This is a genomic window from Ruegeria sp. YTSB088 (assembly GCF_059609825.1).
The window spans coordinates 39,096-54,526 of the sequence record NZ_JBXWMM010000008.1 but is presented as its reverse complement, the minus strand read 5'-3'; the positions used below and the strand labels follow the sequence as shown (position 1 = coordinate 54,526).

The following is a 15,431-nucleotide window of genomic DNA, read 5'->3' as shown; positions in this document are numbered from 1 at the left end:
GAAATCCCATATCCTGCGCAACTCCGTTGACTCAGACCCCATCCCTTGCGCAGACTTTCAATGCACAGGAATCATGGGACACGCAGCCATTGCGTTTCAGCAAGCTCAAACTGACCGGCTTCAAAAGCTTTGTTGATCCGACCGATCTGATCATCGCGGACGGGTTGACTGGTGTGGTGGGCCCGAACGGCTGCGGCAAGTCCAACCTTCTGGAAGCATTGCGCTGGGTGATGGGGGAAAACCGCCCCAAATCCATGCGCGGCGGCGCGATGGAAGACGTAATCTTTGCCGGTGCTGCCACACGTCCGGCGCGCAACTTTGCCGAAGTCGTTTTGACCTTGGACAACTCGGAGCGTCTGGCACCGTCGGGGTTCAACGACAGCGATCAACTGGAAATCGTACGCCGCATCACCCGCGATGTGGGCAGTGCCTACAAGACAAATGGCAAAGACATTCGTGCGCGCGATGTGCAGATGCTGTTTGCCGATGCTTCGACCGGTGCACATTCGCCCGCGTTGGTCGGACAGAACCGCATTGCCGAGTTGATCAACGCCAAGCCGCGCGCCCGTCGCCGCATTCTGGAAGAGGCCGCCGGGATCTCGGGCCTCTATCAGCGTCGCCATGAGGCCGAGCTGAAGCTGAAGGGCACCGAAGCCAACCTGACCCGCGTCGATGACGTGCTGGAGCAGTTGGGCGGACAACTGGCCCAGCTTGCGCGTCAGGCCCGTCAGGCGGCGCGCTATCGCGAAATTGGCGAACAGCTGCGTCAGGCCGAGGGAATGCTGCTTTATCGACGTTGGAAAGAGGCCGACATGGCCCGCCAGCAGGCCGAAGAAAAACTGCGTGAGCGGATCACCGAAGCCTCCCGTGCCGAGGCTGAAGCCCGCGCTGCTGCCGCGAAACGTGCCGAGATCGAGGAAACCCTGCCGCCGCTGCGCGAGGAAGAGGCCATTGCCGCCGCCGTGCTGCAACGCCAGCAGGTGCAGCGCGATCAATTGTCCGATCAGGAAACCCGCGCGCGTCAGACGATCGAAACACTGACCAACCGAATCCAGCAGCTTGGCAACGACATCGAACGCGAAGCCGGTCTGAACCGCGATGCGGGACAAATGATCGAACGGCTGGAATGGGAAGCGCGCGAGTTGGCCAAGGCAGCTGAAGGTCACGATGAGAAAGTGGCCGAGGCGGCGGAAATCGCCCGCGAGGCGGCCTCGATCCTACAGGAACGCGAAGACCACCTGTCGCAGCAAACCGAGGATATGGCCCGCCTAGTTGCCCGGCACCAGTCAGCCCAGCGTCTGGTCGAAGACAGTCGCAAGACGCTGGCCCGATCCGAGGGTGAAGAGGGAAAAGCCCGGCAGGCCGTGGACGAGGCGAAAACAGCCCTGATCCGCGCCAGCGAGGCGTTTGAAGAAGCCCAATTGGGCGAGGAAGAAGCCCGTGAAGCGGTCGAAGCCGCCGAAGAGGCTCTTGCCGCAGCGGATGAACTCCGCAACGAAACGCAAGGGCGCGAAGCCGAGGCCCGGGCGCGACGTTCCGAAGCGGAAGGCGAGCTTGGAGCGATCCGGGCCGAAACCACTGCGCTGGCCAAGCTGGTGGAACGCGACACAGCGGAAGGTGGTCAGGTGCTGGACCTGCTGCGCGTCGAACCCGGCTATGAAAAGGCTCTGGGTGCTGCTCTGGCTGACGATCTGCGCGCGCCGCTGGTTGAGGGCGACGGCCCGTCCGGCTGGGTGCAGGTGGCTGGATATGACAGCGACCAGCCATTGCCTGAAGGGGCTGAACCACTGGCGCTTCATGTCTCGGGGCCGGATCGTCTCAGCCGCCGAATTGCCCAGATCGGGTTGGTGGATACGGATCAGGGCGCGCGGTTGCAGGCGTCGTTGAAACCCGGCCAGCGTCTGGTGTCCCGCTCGGGCGACCTGTGGCGTTGGGATGGGTTCCGTGCCTGGGCCGAAGACGCGCCAAGTGCTGCTGCTCTGCGGTTGGAGCAACTCAACAGGCTGGAAGCGCTGAAACAGGACCTTGCCCGTGCCGAAGCACAGGCTGACGGTGCCTGTGCCGCACATGAAGCACTGTCTCAGCAATTGGCGGATGTGACTGAGGCAGACCGCCGTGCGCGTGAAGCCCGCCGTGCTGCTGATCAGCGCATGGCTGAAACCGCCCGTCTGCTCAGCCGGGCCGAAGCGGATCGCAATCTTGCACAAGGCAAGCTGGAAACCCTTGCTCTGGCCGTGGACCGTCACAAGGAAGATGCGATGTCGGCCCGTGCGCAACTGCGCGAGGCAGAAGCCTCTTTAAACGGCCTGGGCGACCTCGACAGCGCCCGTGCAGAAGTGGAAGACATCAAGCAGACCGTCGAGGCGGCGCGGATCACCATGCTGACCCACCGCTCGACCCATGACGAACTGCGCCGCGAAGGGGACGCCCGCACACGTCGTACCCAAGAGGTCACAAAGGATCTCAGTGGATGGCGCCACCGTTTAGAAACGGCTGAAAAGCGGATCTCGGAACTTGCCGAGCGCAAGGAAAGCTCGGAAGAAGAGCTGACCGAGGCCATGGCCGCGCCCAGCGAAATCGCCGAGGCGCGTGAGGAACTGAACGAACTGATCGCTGCCGCCGAGGCTCGGCGGGCCGAAGCAGCCGACAAATTGGCTGAAGCCGAGGCTCAGCAGCGTGAAATCGTTCTGGCCGAACGGGAAGCCGAGCGTCTGGCATCTGAAGCGCGCGAAAGCCGTGCCGCGGCCGAGGCGCGCTGTGACGCGGCCAAGGAAAGTGTTGTCGCGGCGGCCGAACGGATTGCCGAGGATCAGCAACTGACCCCGAACCAATTGCTGAACCAGCTGGACGTGAACCCCGACCAGATGCCAGCTGCGGACGTTCTGGAATCCGAAGTGAACCGTCACAAACGCCAGCGCGATGCGATGGGTGCGGTGAACCTGAGGGCCGAGGAAGACAGCAAGGAAGTTCAGGAAGAATTCGATACGCTCAGCAGCGAAAAAGCCGATCTGGAAGAGGCGATCAAGGCCCTGCGCAGCGGTATCGCCAGCCTCAACCGCGAAGGGCGCGAGCGTTTGCTGACCGCGTTTGAACAGGTGAATTCCAACTTCGCCATGTTGTTCAAGCATCTCTTTGGTGGTGGCGAGGCCAATCTTGTGATGGTCGAAAGTGACGACCCTCTGGACGCGGGTCTAGAGATCATGTGCCAGCCGCCTGGCAAGAAGCTCTCGACTCTCAGCCTGTTGTCGGGCGGTGAACAGACCCTGACGGCGACCGCGCTGATCTTCGGCGTCTTCCTCGCCAATCCAGCCCCGATCTGTGTGCTGGACGAGGTTGATGCACCACTGGACGATGCAAACGTGACGCGCTTCTGTGACCTGCTGGACGAGATGTGCCGCCAGACCGACACGCGCTTCCTGATCATCACCCACCATGCGGTGACTATGGCGCGCATGGATCGCCTGTTCGGTGTCACCATGCAGGAACAGGGTGTCAGTCAGTTGGTTTCGGTCGATCTGAAGAAGGCCGAACAGATGGTTGCGTGACCCCGTTCACTGCAAGTTTATGACGGGTGCGACTTTATCGCGCTAGTCTGGGCGCATGACGCGCTTTCTGATCTCTGCCCTCGTCGCCGCCAGCCCGGCCTTTGCCGCCGACTGGCCTGTCAAAACCGGGGATATTCCCCTGACAACCGCTGAGCTTGACGCTTTGGCAGGACAGACACTGACTTTCTACGACGACGGGCAAGCGAAATTCTCAGCGGGCGGGGCCTATTCCTACACATACGCGAGCGGAGATTCTGCTTTTGGTACCTATTCCATTGCCGAGGATGGCAGTGTCTGCATCGCCTATCGCACCGGGTTCAGCCGGTGCGATTTGTACGTGCGCAGGGGGGAAAGGTTGATCCTGATTGACGAAAAAGGCGACCGGTATCCGGTGCGCAGTGAATAAAATGATCTGAAGTTTTTATATTTACAGATCATTTGATAGCCAAATACCGAGAATCCAGATGATGTAAGGGAGGAAACCTGACAACCAAGGCGGTATCGTCCCGGAGAATCTTCTTTGATGTACGGGAAAAAAAATGTGCCGATTTTTGGCTTGGGTTGGGCAGCAGCGATATCTGGACGAACTGGTCCTTGAGCAAGAACAATCGCTTGTTATTCAAAGCCGAAACGCATTGATTGGGAAAACACCGATAAACGCGGATGGGTTCGGTCTGGCATGGTATTCTGATCGTGAAACGCCGTGCTTTTACAAGGACACCCATCCAGCGTGGTCTGATGCCAATCTGAAGCAATTGGCGCATCACACGAAATCACGGCTGTTTCTGGCCCATGTACGGGCCTCGACGGGTACGGCGACCTCGCGCAACAACTGTCACCCCTTCGGCGTCGGCAGATGGAGCTTTATGCATAACGGTCAGGCCGGGGGTCATGAACGAATCCGGCAAGAGCTTGATACCATGATCCCGGCGTACCTGTACCAACATCGTGTGGGCGCAACCGAGAGTGAGGCGATCTTTCTCATCGCCCATGGAGAGGGGCTGGACGCCGACCCTGTTGGTGCAATGGCCCGTGCGGTCGGTCGGGTCGAAGCCCTTTCCAGGCACCGAGGAGCATCACCCTATCTTCGGTTTGCCGCCTGCTGGTCGGACGGCAAACGGGTTTTTGCGGCCCGTTATGCCTCTGATCGGTTTGCGCCCAGCTTGCATTACAAGGCCTGCAAAGACGGTTTCATCATTTCGTCCGAGCCACTGGATGCCAATAATGAAGGATGGCTCGAGATACAGCCCAACACTGCTATCGAAACCGACGGTGCCGTGGTGACGACGCGCGCCTTTGCACCCCACGTTTCGCAGGAACGGGAATGGGTCGCGTGAGCGTGGTTGCTGCTTAAAGCCGGTTTAGCAGATCCACTGTCGGCCATGCGTCGGCCGGCAGGCCAAGCCGCTTCTGTTCCGCCTGCACGGCCGCTCTGGTGCCAGCCCCAAGGATCCCGTCGACCTTGCCAACGTCATACCCTTTGGTCTGAAGCTTGCTTTGCAGTTGCTTCATCTGCGCCCCGTTCAGGCCTTGTGCGGGATTGCCGGCATCGTAAATCTGCGCCCCTTCCAGACGTGTACCGAAATAGGCGGCGGTCATTACATAAACAAAGCTCTGGTTCCATTCGAAATAGACGTCGAAGTTCGGATAGGCCAGAAAGGCCGGGCCGTTGTGCCCCTGTGGCAGGATCAGCGAGGCGGGCAGGTTCGCCAGCGACCCGCTGCGCGCCTGAACGCCCATGGCCTGCCAATCCGCCACCGAACGGGGCTTGCCGGGACCGGATAGCGACCAATCCATCTGCGCGGGCACCGTGACCTCCTGTAGCCAGGGTTCGCCTGCTCGCCAGCCCAGATGCGACAGCATCTTGGCCCCGGACATCAGCGCATCGGGGGCCGAGGTTTTCAGACGGACATGCCCGTCGCCGTCACCATCGACACCGTTTTCCAGAATATCCCGCGGCAGCATCTGGACCATACCGATTTCACCCGCCCATGCGCCCGTTGTACGAGCCGGGTCGAAATCACCGTTCTGATATAGCTCGATAACTGCAAAGATTTGGGGGCGGAACAGGTCGGGTCGACGGCAGTCATGGGCCAAAGTCACCAGTGCGTTTCGGGTGTTGAAGTCGCCCTGAAACGATCCGTAATCGGTCTCGAACGCCCAGAAAGCCAGCAACACCCCACGCGAGATGCCGTATTCCCTCTTGATCCGGTCAAATACCGCATCGTATTTGCGCGACATCGCTTGCCCGCGTTCGATACGGTTGGCCGAGATCAGACGACGGGAAAACTCGATGAAGGGCTTCTGAAACACTCCCTGCGCCCGGTCGGCCTTCAGCACGGCGCCATCCTGCTGCACGCCTTTGAAAAAAGCGTTCACGGTGGATTTTTCAAAGCCTTGTTGTTTGGCCTCGGCCTTTAGCCCTTTGACAAAAGAATTGAAGTCACCACCACATTGGGCCAGGGCAGGAGAGGCAAACAGGGCAGCGGCGATAAGGCCGGAAAGAAAACGCATGACAAGTGTCCGTCAGTAAATCAGGTCGATCCCAACCCACACCGACACGAGCCCGAGCGCAAGCCCCCAAACACTCCACAACATGTGACAAGCGCGGAAAATCTCTGACGCGCCTATCTCACGCGGGGCGTCGCCATTGACCCATGCCAGATCCCGTACCTTACCGTCATAGCTGCGCGGTCCGGCCAGGGCGACGTTCAAGGCGCGGGCCATGGCGGCCTCGGGCCAGCCTGCATTGGGTGAAATGTGACGGTGCGCATCTGCCACGATTTCGCGCCAGCGCGACCACTGGCCCGACAGCGCCACGATCATCACGCAGGTCAGGCGGGCCGGGATCAGGTTCAGCAGGTCATCGAACCGGGCCGAGGCCCAGCCAAACGCGCGGTATTTTTCATTGCGATACCCGATCATGCTGTCGGCGGTATTTACCGCCTTATAGGCCAGCAGCCCCGGCAACCCCGCGACCAGAAACCAGAAAGCAGGCGCGATGACACCGTCGCTAAGGTTTTCTGCGGCGCTTTCGATGGCTGAGCGTGCCACCTGCGCCTCGGTCATGTCCCGTGTATCGCGCGAGACGATCCTGGACACCTGTGTCCGTCCCTCTGCCAGCGAGGCCATCAGCCCTTTGCCCACGGCGCGAACATGCGCGACCAACGATTTTTGCGCCAGCAGGATAGCGCAGACCAGGATTTCGACAACTGGCCCCAGCAGGGACAAAGCCCATCCAAGCCCCCATGCGCCGCAAACCAGCAGGACAAGCACACCCACCCCTTTTGCCCGACGTGCGGCCCCGTGATTCAGACGTTTATCCAGCCAGCCAATCAGGTTTCCGATCACTACCGCCGGATGCTTGATACGCGACCAGAGCCAGTCGGGTTCTCCCAGCGCTGCGTCCAGACACATGGCACAGACCAGCATCAGGCCAAGGCTCACAGCGCGACCTCCAGCCGGTCCCACCCGTTCGCAGGAGGCAAACCGAGGCGCAGATAGGTTTCGGAGTAGGGGAAGATGCGACTCCAGATATGGTTCTGTGCCAGCTGTTCCTGCCAGCGGGATGCATCATCGACCTTGTACAATCGGAACAGGCTTGTGCCGCCAGCGACCTTGGCTCCTCTGGCCGTCAACAGCAAATCCAGCCGAGCGGCCTCGTCTGCCAGTCGCTTACGCGTGGCGTTCGCCCATTCCGTATCTGCAAGGGCCTGTGTGCCAACCCGCAAAGCGGGGCCTGAGACCGACCATGGCCCAGTCAGATCGTTCAGCCGGTTGATCAAGTCCGGTCGTCCGATGGCGAATCCCAGTCTCATCCCGGCCAGCCCCCAGAACTTGCCAAAACTCTTCAGCACGATCACGCCGGGGCGGTCTGCCAGATGGATCAAGGACTTGTCCGGCATGACGTCGCCAAAGCTTTCATCAATAATGGCAAGTGGCGCTGAGACGTCGCTTTCCTGCCAGATATACCCGTCGGGATTGTTCGGATGGACGATCACGCGGGCGTCACCCGGCCCTTTTGTTTGAACATTCCACCCCTGTGCCGAAAAGGCGGCGGCGTGTTCGTTATAGGTGGGCGGCGTGATCTGTACCGTACCCGCCGCAGTTAGCGCGGGAAGACGCGCGATGACCGCCGATGCTCCCGGTGCGGGCAGGATCGATGCTCGGTGCGGCACGTTCCAGAACCGGCGTGCGGCACCGCTCAGCCGTTCAAAAGCCCCGTGATCCGGTAACTCAGCCCAGTCAGCGGCAGTCAGGCCCGAAATAGGATAGGTATGCGGATTGATGCCGGTAGACAGATCGATCCAGTCGGTGCGTTGTCCGCCGTATTGTGCAATCGCCCTGTCCAGCCCGCCGCCGTGGTCGCGAACCGTGCGTGGATCCAGGTCTTGATCCGATGTGCTCATCTGCTCTCTCTGCGAGAAAAAAACCGCTTTTGGCGTGCTTCAAGCGGATTCTTGCCTCTAATACAAGCAAATCCGCCCGATCACGGGGCTGTGGGGCCGCTGTTAACACTTTGTTAAGGAAATAACGAGATCACGGACCACGGGGGTCGGCACCGCTCACCATATCAAGTGCCGAGGTTGTTGCAAATGAAAGTTCTGATTGTTGAGAGTAATCCCGACCTAGGTCGGGTCTGGAAAAGGCATCTGGAACGGCAAGGCGCCGAGGTCACGCTGGTCGAGACGCAGGAGGCCGCCATTCTGGCGCTATACGGCACGGATTTCGAAATCATCGTGCTGGATCTGGTTCTGGAAACCGGAAGTGCTCTGGCTGTGGCCGATTTTGCCAGCTATCGCCGCCCCCAGGCGCGGGTGATCTTTGTCACCAACACCACCTTCTTCTCGGATGGATCAATCTTTGCCCACAGTCCGAATGCCTGTGCTTATGTGCAAAGCGAAACACCGCCAGAGGATCTGGCGGCGATGGTTGAACACTACGCAGCTGGGCGCTGATCGCGGCGGTGCGGTTCTGCGTAATCCAGCACCGGGTTCACCGGAATGATCCGGTATGGATTGATGCTGTCATGGCTGTAGTGATAGTGGCGCACGATATGGGTCATGTTCACGGTGGGGGCCACGCCGGGCCATTGGTACAATTCACGCGTATAGGCCCATAGATTCGTGTAATCGATCAGACGCCGTTTGTTGCATTTGAAGTGCAGGTGATAGACCGGGTCAAAGCGGATCAGCGTCGTAAACAGCCGCCAGTCAGCCTCGGTGATCCGATCCCCCATCAGGTAACGGTTCCGGGCCAGACGGTCTTCCAGCCAGTCCAGCGTGTCGAACAAAGGACCCACTGCGGCGTCGTAGGCCGCTTGCGAGGTGGCAAAGCCGGACTTGTACACGCCGTTGTTGACGTCTGAGTAGATGCGCCCGTTGACCTCTTCGATTTCATCGCGCATCGCTTCGGGCCAGTAATCATCGGTATTGCCGGTGATCCCGTTGAAGGCCGAATTGAACATGCGGATGATTTCCGAGCTTTCGTTCGAGACAATGGTTTCCTGCTGCTTGTCCCAAAGGATCGGCACGGTCACGCGGCCCGAATAGGCTGGATCGGCTTTGGTATAGATCTGGTGAGCATAGTTCAGCCCATAGAGATCGTCGCCCGTCGCGCCATGGCCGTCTGTTTCAAAGGTCCAGCCTTTGTCCAGCATGTCCGGATGTACGACCGAGACTGAAATCAGATCGTTCAGCCCTTTCAACTCGCGAAAAATCAGGGTGCGATGCGCCCAGGGGCAAGCGTAGCTGACATAAAGGTGATAGCGCCCGGGTTCCGCCTTGAACTCGCCTTTGCCTGATGGCCCCGCCTCGCCGTCAGCTGTCAACCAATTGCGAAACTGCGCGGCGCTGCGCTTGAATGCACCGCCCGTGGATTTGGTATCATACCAGGTGTCGTGCCATTTTCCTTCGACCAACAGGCCCATATCTTTTCCTCCGCATGCGCGTTTCGCCAAAGATAGGGCCGGACCCGGCGTCTTCCTATGCGAGTGCCCGCGCAAATGCCCTGCATTCGCGCACAGTCGAGGCCGGGGTTTCTGTGCAGGAAACCTCCGCCAGATCGGATGTCTGTGACGTGGTTCACTGGATTTTTACAACTTTTCCCGCACAATGGTAGTCAGTCACGGGGGGAACGGATTAATGAGTACCTATGTTTCAAAGGAAATACGCGCCGAGTTGGACGCGGCACGAATCGCCACATTGAAAAAAGCCAGTCGTTTACGGGTGGAAATGGGCGACAATACTTACAAAATACTCAAATTGTGGAAAGACGGTTTTACGGTTGAGGCGGAAACCACGCCGCGCCTGCGCGGACTTGTCGATATCTATGACGGGGCCAACCACCTCTATCAATGCCTCATCGTCGCGGATGAGGATGAGGGCGGTGAGATGCGGTATGAATTCAAACGCAACACGGCGGCCCATGACAGCGCGCCGCTTGACTTTTATCGCGCGCCCGACGCGCCGATCGCCCTGCTTGGGCTTGACGACTAAGGGCGAATTTCAACGGGCGTTCCAGTTGCGTCCAGGATTTGGTCGATACCAGAGGCCAGCGGTGCCAGCATAAGGGCAGGCACGCGCGGGCCAAAGCAGCGTCAGCCAAATCAACCGGCACCTGTGAACAACAGGGCAGAGCTTGAAATTCCCGGCCGACGCATACTTATTGCAGATCCCCGAAGGCCTGTTTCAGCCGCACGCAAGCTTCCTCAACCCGCGCTCTTTGTGTGGCGAGGTTGAACCGTTCGAACGTCTCGCCTCCAGTGCCGAAACCCGGACCTGACGATGTCGCGATCCGCGCGTCCTCGCGCAGACGACGGACAAATTCGGCGTGATCCATGCCGGTGCCCGAGAAATCGACCCAGGCCAGATAGGTCGCCTGCAAGGGCATCGACCAAAGCCCCGGAATTTCGGCGATGGTCTGATCGAACAGGCGCCGGTTTTCCTCCAGATGCGCGATCTGGGCATCCACCCATTCGGCCCCTTCGGGGCTGTAGGCGGCGGTGATCATCGCCACACCCAGCGCGCTGGGATCGTAATCCAATGTCTGCAGCCGTTGCTTCATGGCCGCGCGCAGTTTGGGATCGGGAATGATCATATTGCCGGTCCGCTGCCCGGCGATGTTGAAGGTCTTCGACGCTGCCGTCAGCGTCACTGTCCAAGGCCGCGCATCTGGAGCGGCCACATCCATCGGCACAAATTTGGCGTCGGGATAGACCAAATCGTGGTGAATCTCGTCCGATACCAGGATCAAACCGTTCCGTTCGGCAAACGCGGCTACGGCTTGCAATTCCTCGGGTGTCCAGACGCGACCTGACGGGTTTTGCGGCGAACACCACAGCAGCATCTTCTCGGACCCGTCCAGCCGGGACTGGGCGTCCTCCAGATCAAGGCCATAGCTATCCATGTCCCGCACCAATGGGCATTCTACGACACGGCGGCCCGATTTGTTCACCTTGTGCGCGAACTCATGGTAGACGGGGGTGAAGATCACGATGCCATCACCGGGATCGGTCCATACATCCAGCGACAGGGCGATTGCATTGCCCAGACCCTGGGTTGTCAGAATCCAATCTGAGTCGATTTCCCAATCATGCCGGGTTTTCATCCACCACTGAACCGACGCCAGGTAATCCGGGTGCATCCATGAATAGCCAAACACGCCGTGATCTGCGGCTTTGCGCACCGCGTCGATCACGCAGGGTGCTGTTTGGTAATCGGAATCGGCCGTCCACATGGCCAGACCGTCCTCGGGCGAGATGCCATACAACATCTCCATCTTGTCCCATTTTGAACTGTTGGTGCCCCGGCGGTCGATCAGGTCGTTGAAAGTCATGTCTGCTCCATTTTGTCGATCGAAAGCTAACCGCAAATCGGGCAGGTGCAAGGGGGGCGTTGCGGCGCGGGGCGGGATGGCCTAAATCAGCCACATGAGACGCAATATCCTGATCCATCCCGACCCCCGCCTGAAAAAGGTCTGTGCGCCTGTGTCCGACCTGACGGATGAGCTGCGCACGCTGGCTGACGACATGCTGGAAACCATGTATGACGCGCCCGGGATTGGCCTCGCCGCACCTCAGATCGGTGTTCTGGAGCGGTTGATCGTGCTGGACTGCGTCAAGGAAGAAGGCGAAACACCGCGCCCGCTGATCATGTTCAACCCCGAGGTCATCGCGTCTTCCGAGGAAACCAATGTGTACGAGGAAGGATGCCTGTCGATCCCGGATCAATATGCCGAAGTGACCCGCCCCAAGGTGGTCGATGTCACCTGGATGGACGAGAAGGGAAACCTGCAACAGGAGACTTTCGACGGGCTTTGGGCCACTTGCGTGCAGCATGAAATCGACCATTTGAACGGCAAGCTGTTCATCGACTATCTCAAACCTTTGAAACGGCAAATGATTACCCGCAAGATGCAAAAGCTCAAACGTGAACGGACGCGCGTATGACCGTTCGTACCTGTCTGCCCTGGCCCGACAAACGCTTGCGCACCAAGGCGGATCAGGTGACTGAAATCACCGATGAAATTCGCCGGATTTGGCAGGACATGATCGACACGATGGAGGCCATGCCCGGTGTCGGTCTGGCCGCGCCGCAGATCGGAGTGATGTTGCGTCTGGCCGTGGTCGATGGGTCGGCCGAGCGGGGCAAGGCCGTGCGTCTGGCGAACCCGGAAATCCTGCACAGCTCGATCGAACTGCGTGAACATGAAGAGGCCAGTCCGAACCTGCCGGGCGTGTCGGCCACGGTAAAACGTCCGCGTGCAGTGACTGTCAAATTCCTGAACGAGCAGGGCATGGTGGACCGTCGCGATTTTGTCGGCATCGAGGCCACCAGTGTCCAGCACCAGATCGACCATCTGAATGGCCGGATGTATTTTGACCGGCTCAGCAAGGTCAAACGCGACATGCTGCTGCGAAAAGCCAAAAAACAGGTATAAAGATGCGCGTTGTTTTCATGGGAACCCCGGATTTCTCGGTGCCGGTTCTGGATGCGCTGGTCGAGGCCGGGCATGAGATCGCCGCCGTCTATTGCCAGCCCCCGCGCCCAGCGGGGCGGGGCAAGAAGGATCGCCCAACGCCGGTTCACGCACGTGCTCAGGCGCTGGGTCTGGACGTGCGTCACCCAACCTCGCTGAAACCGGCTGAGGAACAGGACAGTTTTGCCGCACTGAATGCGGATGTGGCGGTCGTTGTGGCTTATGGGCTGATCCTGCCCCAGCCCGTCCTCGATGCGCCGACTCATGGCTGCCTGAACATTCATGCCAGCCTGTTGCCGCGCTGGCGCGGGGCGGCCCCGATCCATCGGGCGATCATGGCAGGCGATGCGCAAACCGGCATCTGTATCATGCAAATGGAGGCGGGCCTTGATACCGGCCCCGTTCTGCTGCGGCAGGCCACCGATATCGGGCCCGAGGAAACCACCGCGGAACTGCTTGACCGGCTCTCGGCGATGGGCGCGGCTCTGATTGTTGAGGCGTTGGCAAAGCTGCCCGGCCTGACTCCTGATCCGCAGCCCGAGATTGGTGTCACCTATGCCGCCAAGATCGACAAGTCCGAGGCTCGCGTGGACTGGTCGCGCCCCGCCGTTGAGGTCGATCGGCAGATCCGCGGCCTGTCGCCCTTTCCCGGGGCCTGGACCGAGGTCGAAGGCAATCGGGTAAAGCTCCTCGCCTCGCGTCTGGCCGAAGGACAGGGCGCACCGGGGGAGGTACTGAATGACAATCTGTATGTGGCCTGCGGGCAGGGTGCCGTAGAGCTGCTGCGCTTGCAAAGGGCAGGCAAAGGCGCGCAGGATAGGGAAACCTTCCTGCGGGGCTGGCCAATCCCGATTGGCACCCGGATGTCTTCGGAGTAAAGCCATATGTTCATGGTGATGATGGGCACTGTCGTGATTGCCGGGATCGTCGGGTATCTGTCCGAACAGACCGGTTTCACCCATAACGGATATTTACAATCCATCATCATCTGCGTGGGCGGGGCGTTCCTGTTCTATTTCGTCCGCATCATGTTTGGCATCAGCTTTGGCCTTCCGGGGCTTAATGCGGTGATTTCGTCCATTGGGGCCCTGATCATCGTGCCGACCCATTGGAGGAAGTGACATGCCAATCGTCGCCCTGATCATCATCGGCGCAGCGGCAGGGTTCCTCGCCACCCGCTTGATGCGGATCGAGGCCGACATCCCGACGACCATGCTGATCGGTATTGTCGGGGCCTTGATCGGAGGGTTCGTTCTGCGGTTTCTTGTAACCGTTATGGGGTGGCTGTCTGGTTTTGTCGGGGCGGTTCTGGGTGCATTGCTGGTGATCTGGATCTGGCAGACCTACCTGCGCCGTTAACCCCTTGACCCGGCGCCATTCCTCCATCCAGATCACATTCAAGTAAAAAGGGGAGTGATGATGCCGTACGAACTGAAGCCGGGAGATGTCGCTTTGATGGGCATTCCTCTGGATCTGCATTCCTCGTTCCTGCAAGGGCCGGCATTCGCCCCCGGACGCATCCGCGAGGCGCTGCATTCCGGCGCGGCCAACCTGACGGCCGAGGATGGCACTGATCTGGGTGCAAGCGCCCAATTCCGGGATACCGGCGATCTGGGTGTTTTTGAGATGCGCGGGCAGGAACCGATTGACCGGATCGAGGCCGAAGCGGCGAAGCGGATCGCAACCGGCGCACGCCTGTTGTCACTGGGCGGTGACCATTCCGTGGCCTATCCGCTGATCAAGGCCCATGCAGACCGGTACGAAGGGCTGAATATCCTGCATATCGACAGCCACCCTGATCTGTACGAAACGCAGGATATCGGACCGCTCGGCCATGGCTGCCCCTTTGCCCGCGTGATGGAGAACTGCCCGGTCAAGCGTCTGGTGCAGGTCGGCATCCGCACCATGAACGCGCATCAGCGTGAACAGGCCGACAGGTTCGGCGTCGAGGTGATCGACATGCGCAGCTGGAGCCCCGATTTGCAGATTGCCTTCGATGGCCCCGTCTACCTGTCACTGGATCTGGATGCGCTGGACCCGGCCTTTGCCCCCGGCGTCTCGCACCATGAGCCCGGCGGGCTGAGCACGCGCGAGGTTATCGACCTGATCCACTGGTTCAAAGGTCAGCTGGTCGGTGCAGATATTGTCGAGCTTAACCCGCATCGCGACCCCTATGGCATGACGGCGATGGTGGCCGCGAAGTTCGTCAAGGAAATCGGCGCGCGCTTGTTGAACGGCTAACTTACCTTTCGTCGCACTCCGTCGCAGACCCAAGTGCCGGAGCACCTCTGTTGGTCAAACCGAACCGGTTCGCTTCGGTGGTGTTCATCCAGTGCATACTGTCGGCCGGGGCGGCATAGAGGGTGTACCAGTAGAATGCCTCATCCACGCCGATGTCTGTGAAATAGTCCAGGTATCGGTCATGTTCGGGGTCGTCCTCGGGCAAGTCGGTCGCCACCAGACCTGACCCGGCCCAGCTGTGGACACCGACACAGGCCCCCGGTTGCAGGACGCGGCGGTTTCCGGCCAGAAACAGATCGGTGCCCCCGCTGGCAACCAGACCGTTCGAGGGCACGACGGTATCGAACCCGGCCTTGTGCACTTCGCGGCTGAAAATAACGTTGGCGTCATCATCCAACGACCCTTCAATGTATTGCAGCACCAGCGTTCGGGCTTCGGGGTTTTGGGCGATCACTTCCTCAAAGGCAGACAGGGTTGTCTCGTCAATCGTGCCCGAGGCGATGATCTGGTCGCCCTGAGCAACAAAACTGACAGGAGTGTAATACGCGCCACATGAGGCGAGCAGGGCCAGGCAGGAAGTGATGGATGTAAGTCTAAAGGACACATTGGCCTCCGGGCTGCGCTTTCAGCAGGGGTATCAGCATGCCGCTTTGGCGTCCACAGATA

Annotated in this window: 17 protein-coding genes; 11 read left to right on the top strand and 6 right to left on the bottom strand. The window is 59.9% G+C overall.

Features of this window, described 5'->3' with window-relative positions:
• Nucleotides 1-89 precede the first annotated feature (89 nt).
• The 3 genes from AC2FFA_RS14110 (at nucleotide 90) to AC2FFA_RS14100 (ending at nucleotide 4,882) form a co-directional block, all read left to right on the top strand.
• On the top strand, nucleotides 90-3,545 hold the full coding sequence (locus tag AC2FFA_RS14110; protein WP_496852067.1) for a chromosome segregation SMC family protein: 3,456 nt from the start codon (nucleotides 90-92) through the stop codon (nucleotides 3,543-3,545).
• A 55-nt stretch (nucleotides 3,546-3,600) separates the two neighbouring features.
• Nucleotides 3,601-3,951, top strand: a complete 351-nt coding sequence (locus tag AC2FFA_RS14105) for a hypothetical protein (RefSeq protein WP_496852066.1) — start codon at nucleotides 3,601-3,603, stop codon at nucleotides 3,949-3,951.
• A gap of 133 nt (nucleotides 3,952-4,084) precedes the next feature.
• A complete protein-coding gene (locus tag AC2FFA_RS14100; RefSeq protein WP_496852065.1) occupies nucleotides 4,085-4,882 on the top strand; it encodes a class II glutamine amidotransferase in 798 nt (265 codons plus the stop codon).
• A gap of 13 nt (nucleotides 4,883-4,895) precedes the next feature.
• On the opposite strand, the gene AC2FFA_RS14095 is transcribed toward AC2FFA_RS14100, so the two are convergent.
• The 3 genes from AC2FFA_RS14095 to cobD are packed head-to-tail and all read right to left on the bottom strand — an operon-like array spanning nucleotide 4,896 to nucleotide 7,954.
• Nucleotides 4,896-6,059 carry a lytic murein transglycosylase gene (locus tag AC2FFA_RS14095; protein ID WP_496852064.1) on the bottom strand — a complete coding sequence of 388 codons (1,164 nt, stop codon included), beginning with the start codon at nucleotides 6,057-6,059 and terminating at the stop codon, nucleotides 4,896-4,898.
• Between the two features lie 12 nt (nucleotides 6,060-6,071).
• Entirely contained in the window at nucleotides 6,072-6,992 is a 921-nt protein-coding gene (cbiB, locus tag AC2FFA_RS14090; RefSeq protein WP_496719527.1) for an adenosylcobinamide-phosphate synthase CbiB, read from the bottom strand.
• Entirely contained in the window at nucleotides 6,989-7,954 is a 966-nt protein-coding gene (gene cobD, locus AC2FFA_RS14085; protein WP_496852063.1) for a threonine-phosphate decarboxylase CobD, read from the bottom strand. Before cobD ends, cbiB begins: the two co-directional genes overlap by 4 nt.
• A gap of 186 nt (nucleotides 7,955-8,140) precedes the next feature.
• On the opposite strand from cobD, the gene AC2FFA_RS14080 reads away from it, so the two are divergent.
• Nucleotides 8,141-8,503 (top strand): response regulator transcription factor, encoded by a 363-nt coding sequence (locus AC2FFA_RS14080; protein WP_117869888.1) that lies wholly within the window; start codon nucleotides 8,141-8,143, stop codon nucleotides 8,501-8,503.
• Here AC2FFA_RS14080 and AC2FFA_RS14075 read toward each other — a convergent pair.
• Nucleotides 8,485-9,474, bottom strand: a complete 990-nt coding sequence (locus AC2FFA_RS14075; RefSeq protein ID WP_299900473.1) for a glutathione S-transferase family protein — start codon at nucleotides 9,472-9,474, stop codon at nucleotides 8,485-8,487. The two genes, AC2FFA_RS14080 and AC2FFA_RS14075, sit on opposite strands and share 19 nt — an antisense overlap.
• Before the next feature lie 214 nt (nucleotides 9,475-9,688).
• On the opposite strand from AC2FFA_RS14075, the gene AC2FFA_RS14070 reads away from it, so the two are divergent.
• Nucleotides 9,689-10,042 (top strand): hypothetical protein, encoded by a 354-nt coding sequence (locus AC2FFA_RS14070; protein ID WP_496684974.1) that lies wholly within the window; start codon nucleotides 9,689-9,691, stop codon nucleotides 10,040-10,042.
• 166 nt (nucleotides 10,043-10,208) lie between these two features.
• Here the strand turns inward: AC2FFA_RS14070 and AC2FFA_RS14065 are convergent, their stop codons facing one another.
• A complete protein-coding gene (locus AC2FFA_RS14065; protein WP_496852062.1) occupies nucleotides 10,209-11,381 on the bottom strand; it encodes a MalY/PatB family protein in 1,173 nt (390 codons plus the stop codon).
• Between the two features lie 94 nt (nucleotides 11,382-11,475).
• Here AC2FFA_RS14065 and def (AC2FFA_RS14060) point away from each other — a divergent pair, with 94 nt between their 5' ends.
• The 6 genes from def (AC2FFA_RS14060) to speB are packed head-to-tail and all read left to right on the top strand — an operon-like array spanning nucleotide 11,476 to nucleotide 14,765.
• A complete protein-coding gene (def, locus tag AC2FFA_RS14060) occupies nucleotides 11,476-11,994 on the top strand; it encodes a peptide deformylase (RefSeq protein ID WP_117869884.1) in 519 nt (172 codons plus the stop codon).
• Entirely contained in the window at nucleotides 11,991-12,485 is a 495-nt protein-coding gene (gene def, locus AC2FFA_RS14055; RefSeq protein WP_299900483.1) for a peptide deformylase, read from the top strand. Before def (AC2FFA_RS14060) ends, def (AC2FFA_RS14055) begins: the two co-directional genes overlap by 4 nt.
• Nucleotides 12,486-12,487: 2 nt before the next feature.
• Entirely contained in the window at nucleotides 12,488-13,402 is a 915-nt protein-coding gene (gene fmt, locus AC2FFA_RS14050; RefSeq protein WP_299900486.1) for a methionyl-tRNA formyltransferase, read from the top strand.
• A 6-nt stretch (nucleotides 13,403-13,408) separates the two neighbouring features.
• Nucleotides 13,409-13,645 carry a hypothetical protein gene (locus AC2FFA_RS14045; RefSeq protein WP_299900489.1) on the top strand — a complete coding sequence of 79 codons (237 nt, stop codon included), beginning with the start codon at nucleotides 13,409-13,411 and terminating at the stop codon, nucleotides 13,643-13,645.
• 1 nt (nucleotide 13,646) lies between these two features.
• Nucleotides 13,647-13,883 carry a GlsB/YeaQ/YmgE family stress response membrane protein gene (locus AC2FFA_RS14040; RefSeq protein WP_117869880.1) on the top strand — a complete coding sequence of 79 codons (237 nt, stop codon included), beginning with the start codon at nucleotides 13,647-13,649 and terminating at the stop codon, nucleotides 13,881-13,883.
• A 60-nt stretch (nucleotides 13,884-13,943) separates the two neighbouring features.
• The gene (gene speB, locus AC2FFA_RS14035; RefSeq protein WP_496719522.1) at nucleotides 13,944-14,765 is read left to right on the top strand and encodes an agmatinase; all 822 of its coding nucleotides are present in this window, start codon (nucleotides 13,944-13,946) and stop codon (nucleotides 14,763-14,765) included.
• 1 nt (nucleotide 14,766) lies between these two features.
• Here speB and AC2FFA_RS14030 read toward each other — a convergent pair whose 3' ends face one another.
• The gene (locus AC2FFA_RS14030; protein ID WP_496852061.1) at nucleotides 14,767-15,369 is read right to left on the bottom strand and encodes a COG3904 family protein; all 603 of its coding nucleotides are present in this window, start codon (nucleotides 15,367-15,369) and stop codon (nucleotides 14,767-14,769) included.
• Nucleotides 15,370-15,431: the final 62 nt, after the last annotated feature.

Excerpts from the sequence above, each read along its gene's own strand:
- AC2FFA_RS14100 (WP_496852065.1), top strand. The coding sequence starts at position 4,085 with ATGTGCCGATTTTTGGCTTGGGTTGGGCAGCAGCGATATCTGGACGAA.
- AC2FFA_RS14065 (WP_496852062.1), bottom strand. The coding sequence starts at position 11,381 with ATGACTTTCAACGACCTGATCGACCGCCGGGGCACCAACAGTTCAAAA.
- AC2FFA_RS14070 (WP_496684974.1), top strand. The coding sequence starts at position 9,689 with ATGAGTACCTATGTTTCAAAGGAAATACGCGCCGAGTTGGACGCGGCA.
- speB (WP_496719522.1), top strand. The coding sequence starts at position 13,944 with ATGCCGTACGAACTGAAGCCGGGAGATGTCGCTTTGATGGGCATTCCT.
- AC2FFA_RS14080 (WP_117869888.1), top strand. The coding sequence starts at position 8,141 with ATGAAAGTTCTGATTGTTGAGAGTAATCCCGACCTAGGTCGGGTCTGG.
- AC2FFA_RS14045 (WP_299900489.1), top strand. The coding sequence starts at position 13,409 with ATGTTCATGGTGATGATGGGCACTGTCGTGATTGCCGGGATCGTCGGG.
- AC2FFA_RS14095 (WP_496852064.1), bottom strand. The coding sequence starts at position 6,059 with ATGCGTTTTCTTTCCGGCCTTATCGCCGCTGCCCTGTTTGCCTCTCCT.
- def (WP_299900483.1), top strand. The coding sequence starts at position 11,991 with ATGACCGTTCGTACCTGTCTGCCCTGGCCCGACAAACGCTTGCGCACC.
- cobD (WP_496852063.1), bottom strand. The coding sequence starts at position 7,954 with ATGAGCACATCGGATCAAGACCTGGATCCACGCACGGTTCGCGACCAC.
- fmt (WP_299900486.1), top strand. The coding sequence starts at position 12,488 with ATGCGCGTTGTTTTCATGGGAACCCCGGATTTCTCGGTGCCGGTTCTG.
- AC2FFA_RS14105 (WP_496852066.1), top strand. The coding sequence starts at position 3,601 with ATGACGCGCTTTCTGATCTCTGCCCTCGTCGCCGCCAGCCCGGCCTTT.
- def (WP_117869884.1), top strand. The coding sequence starts at position 11,476 with ATGAGACGCAATATCCTGATCCATCCCGACCCCCGCCTGAAAAAGGTC.
- AC2FFA_RS14075 (WP_299900473.1), bottom strand. The coding sequence starts at position 9,474 with ATGGGCCTGTTGGTCGAAGGAAAATGGCACGACACCTGGTATGATACC.
- AC2FFA_RS14040 (WP_117869880.1), top strand. The coding sequence starts at position 13,647 with ATGCCAATCGTCGCCCTGATCATCATCGGCGCAGCGGCAGGGTTCCTC.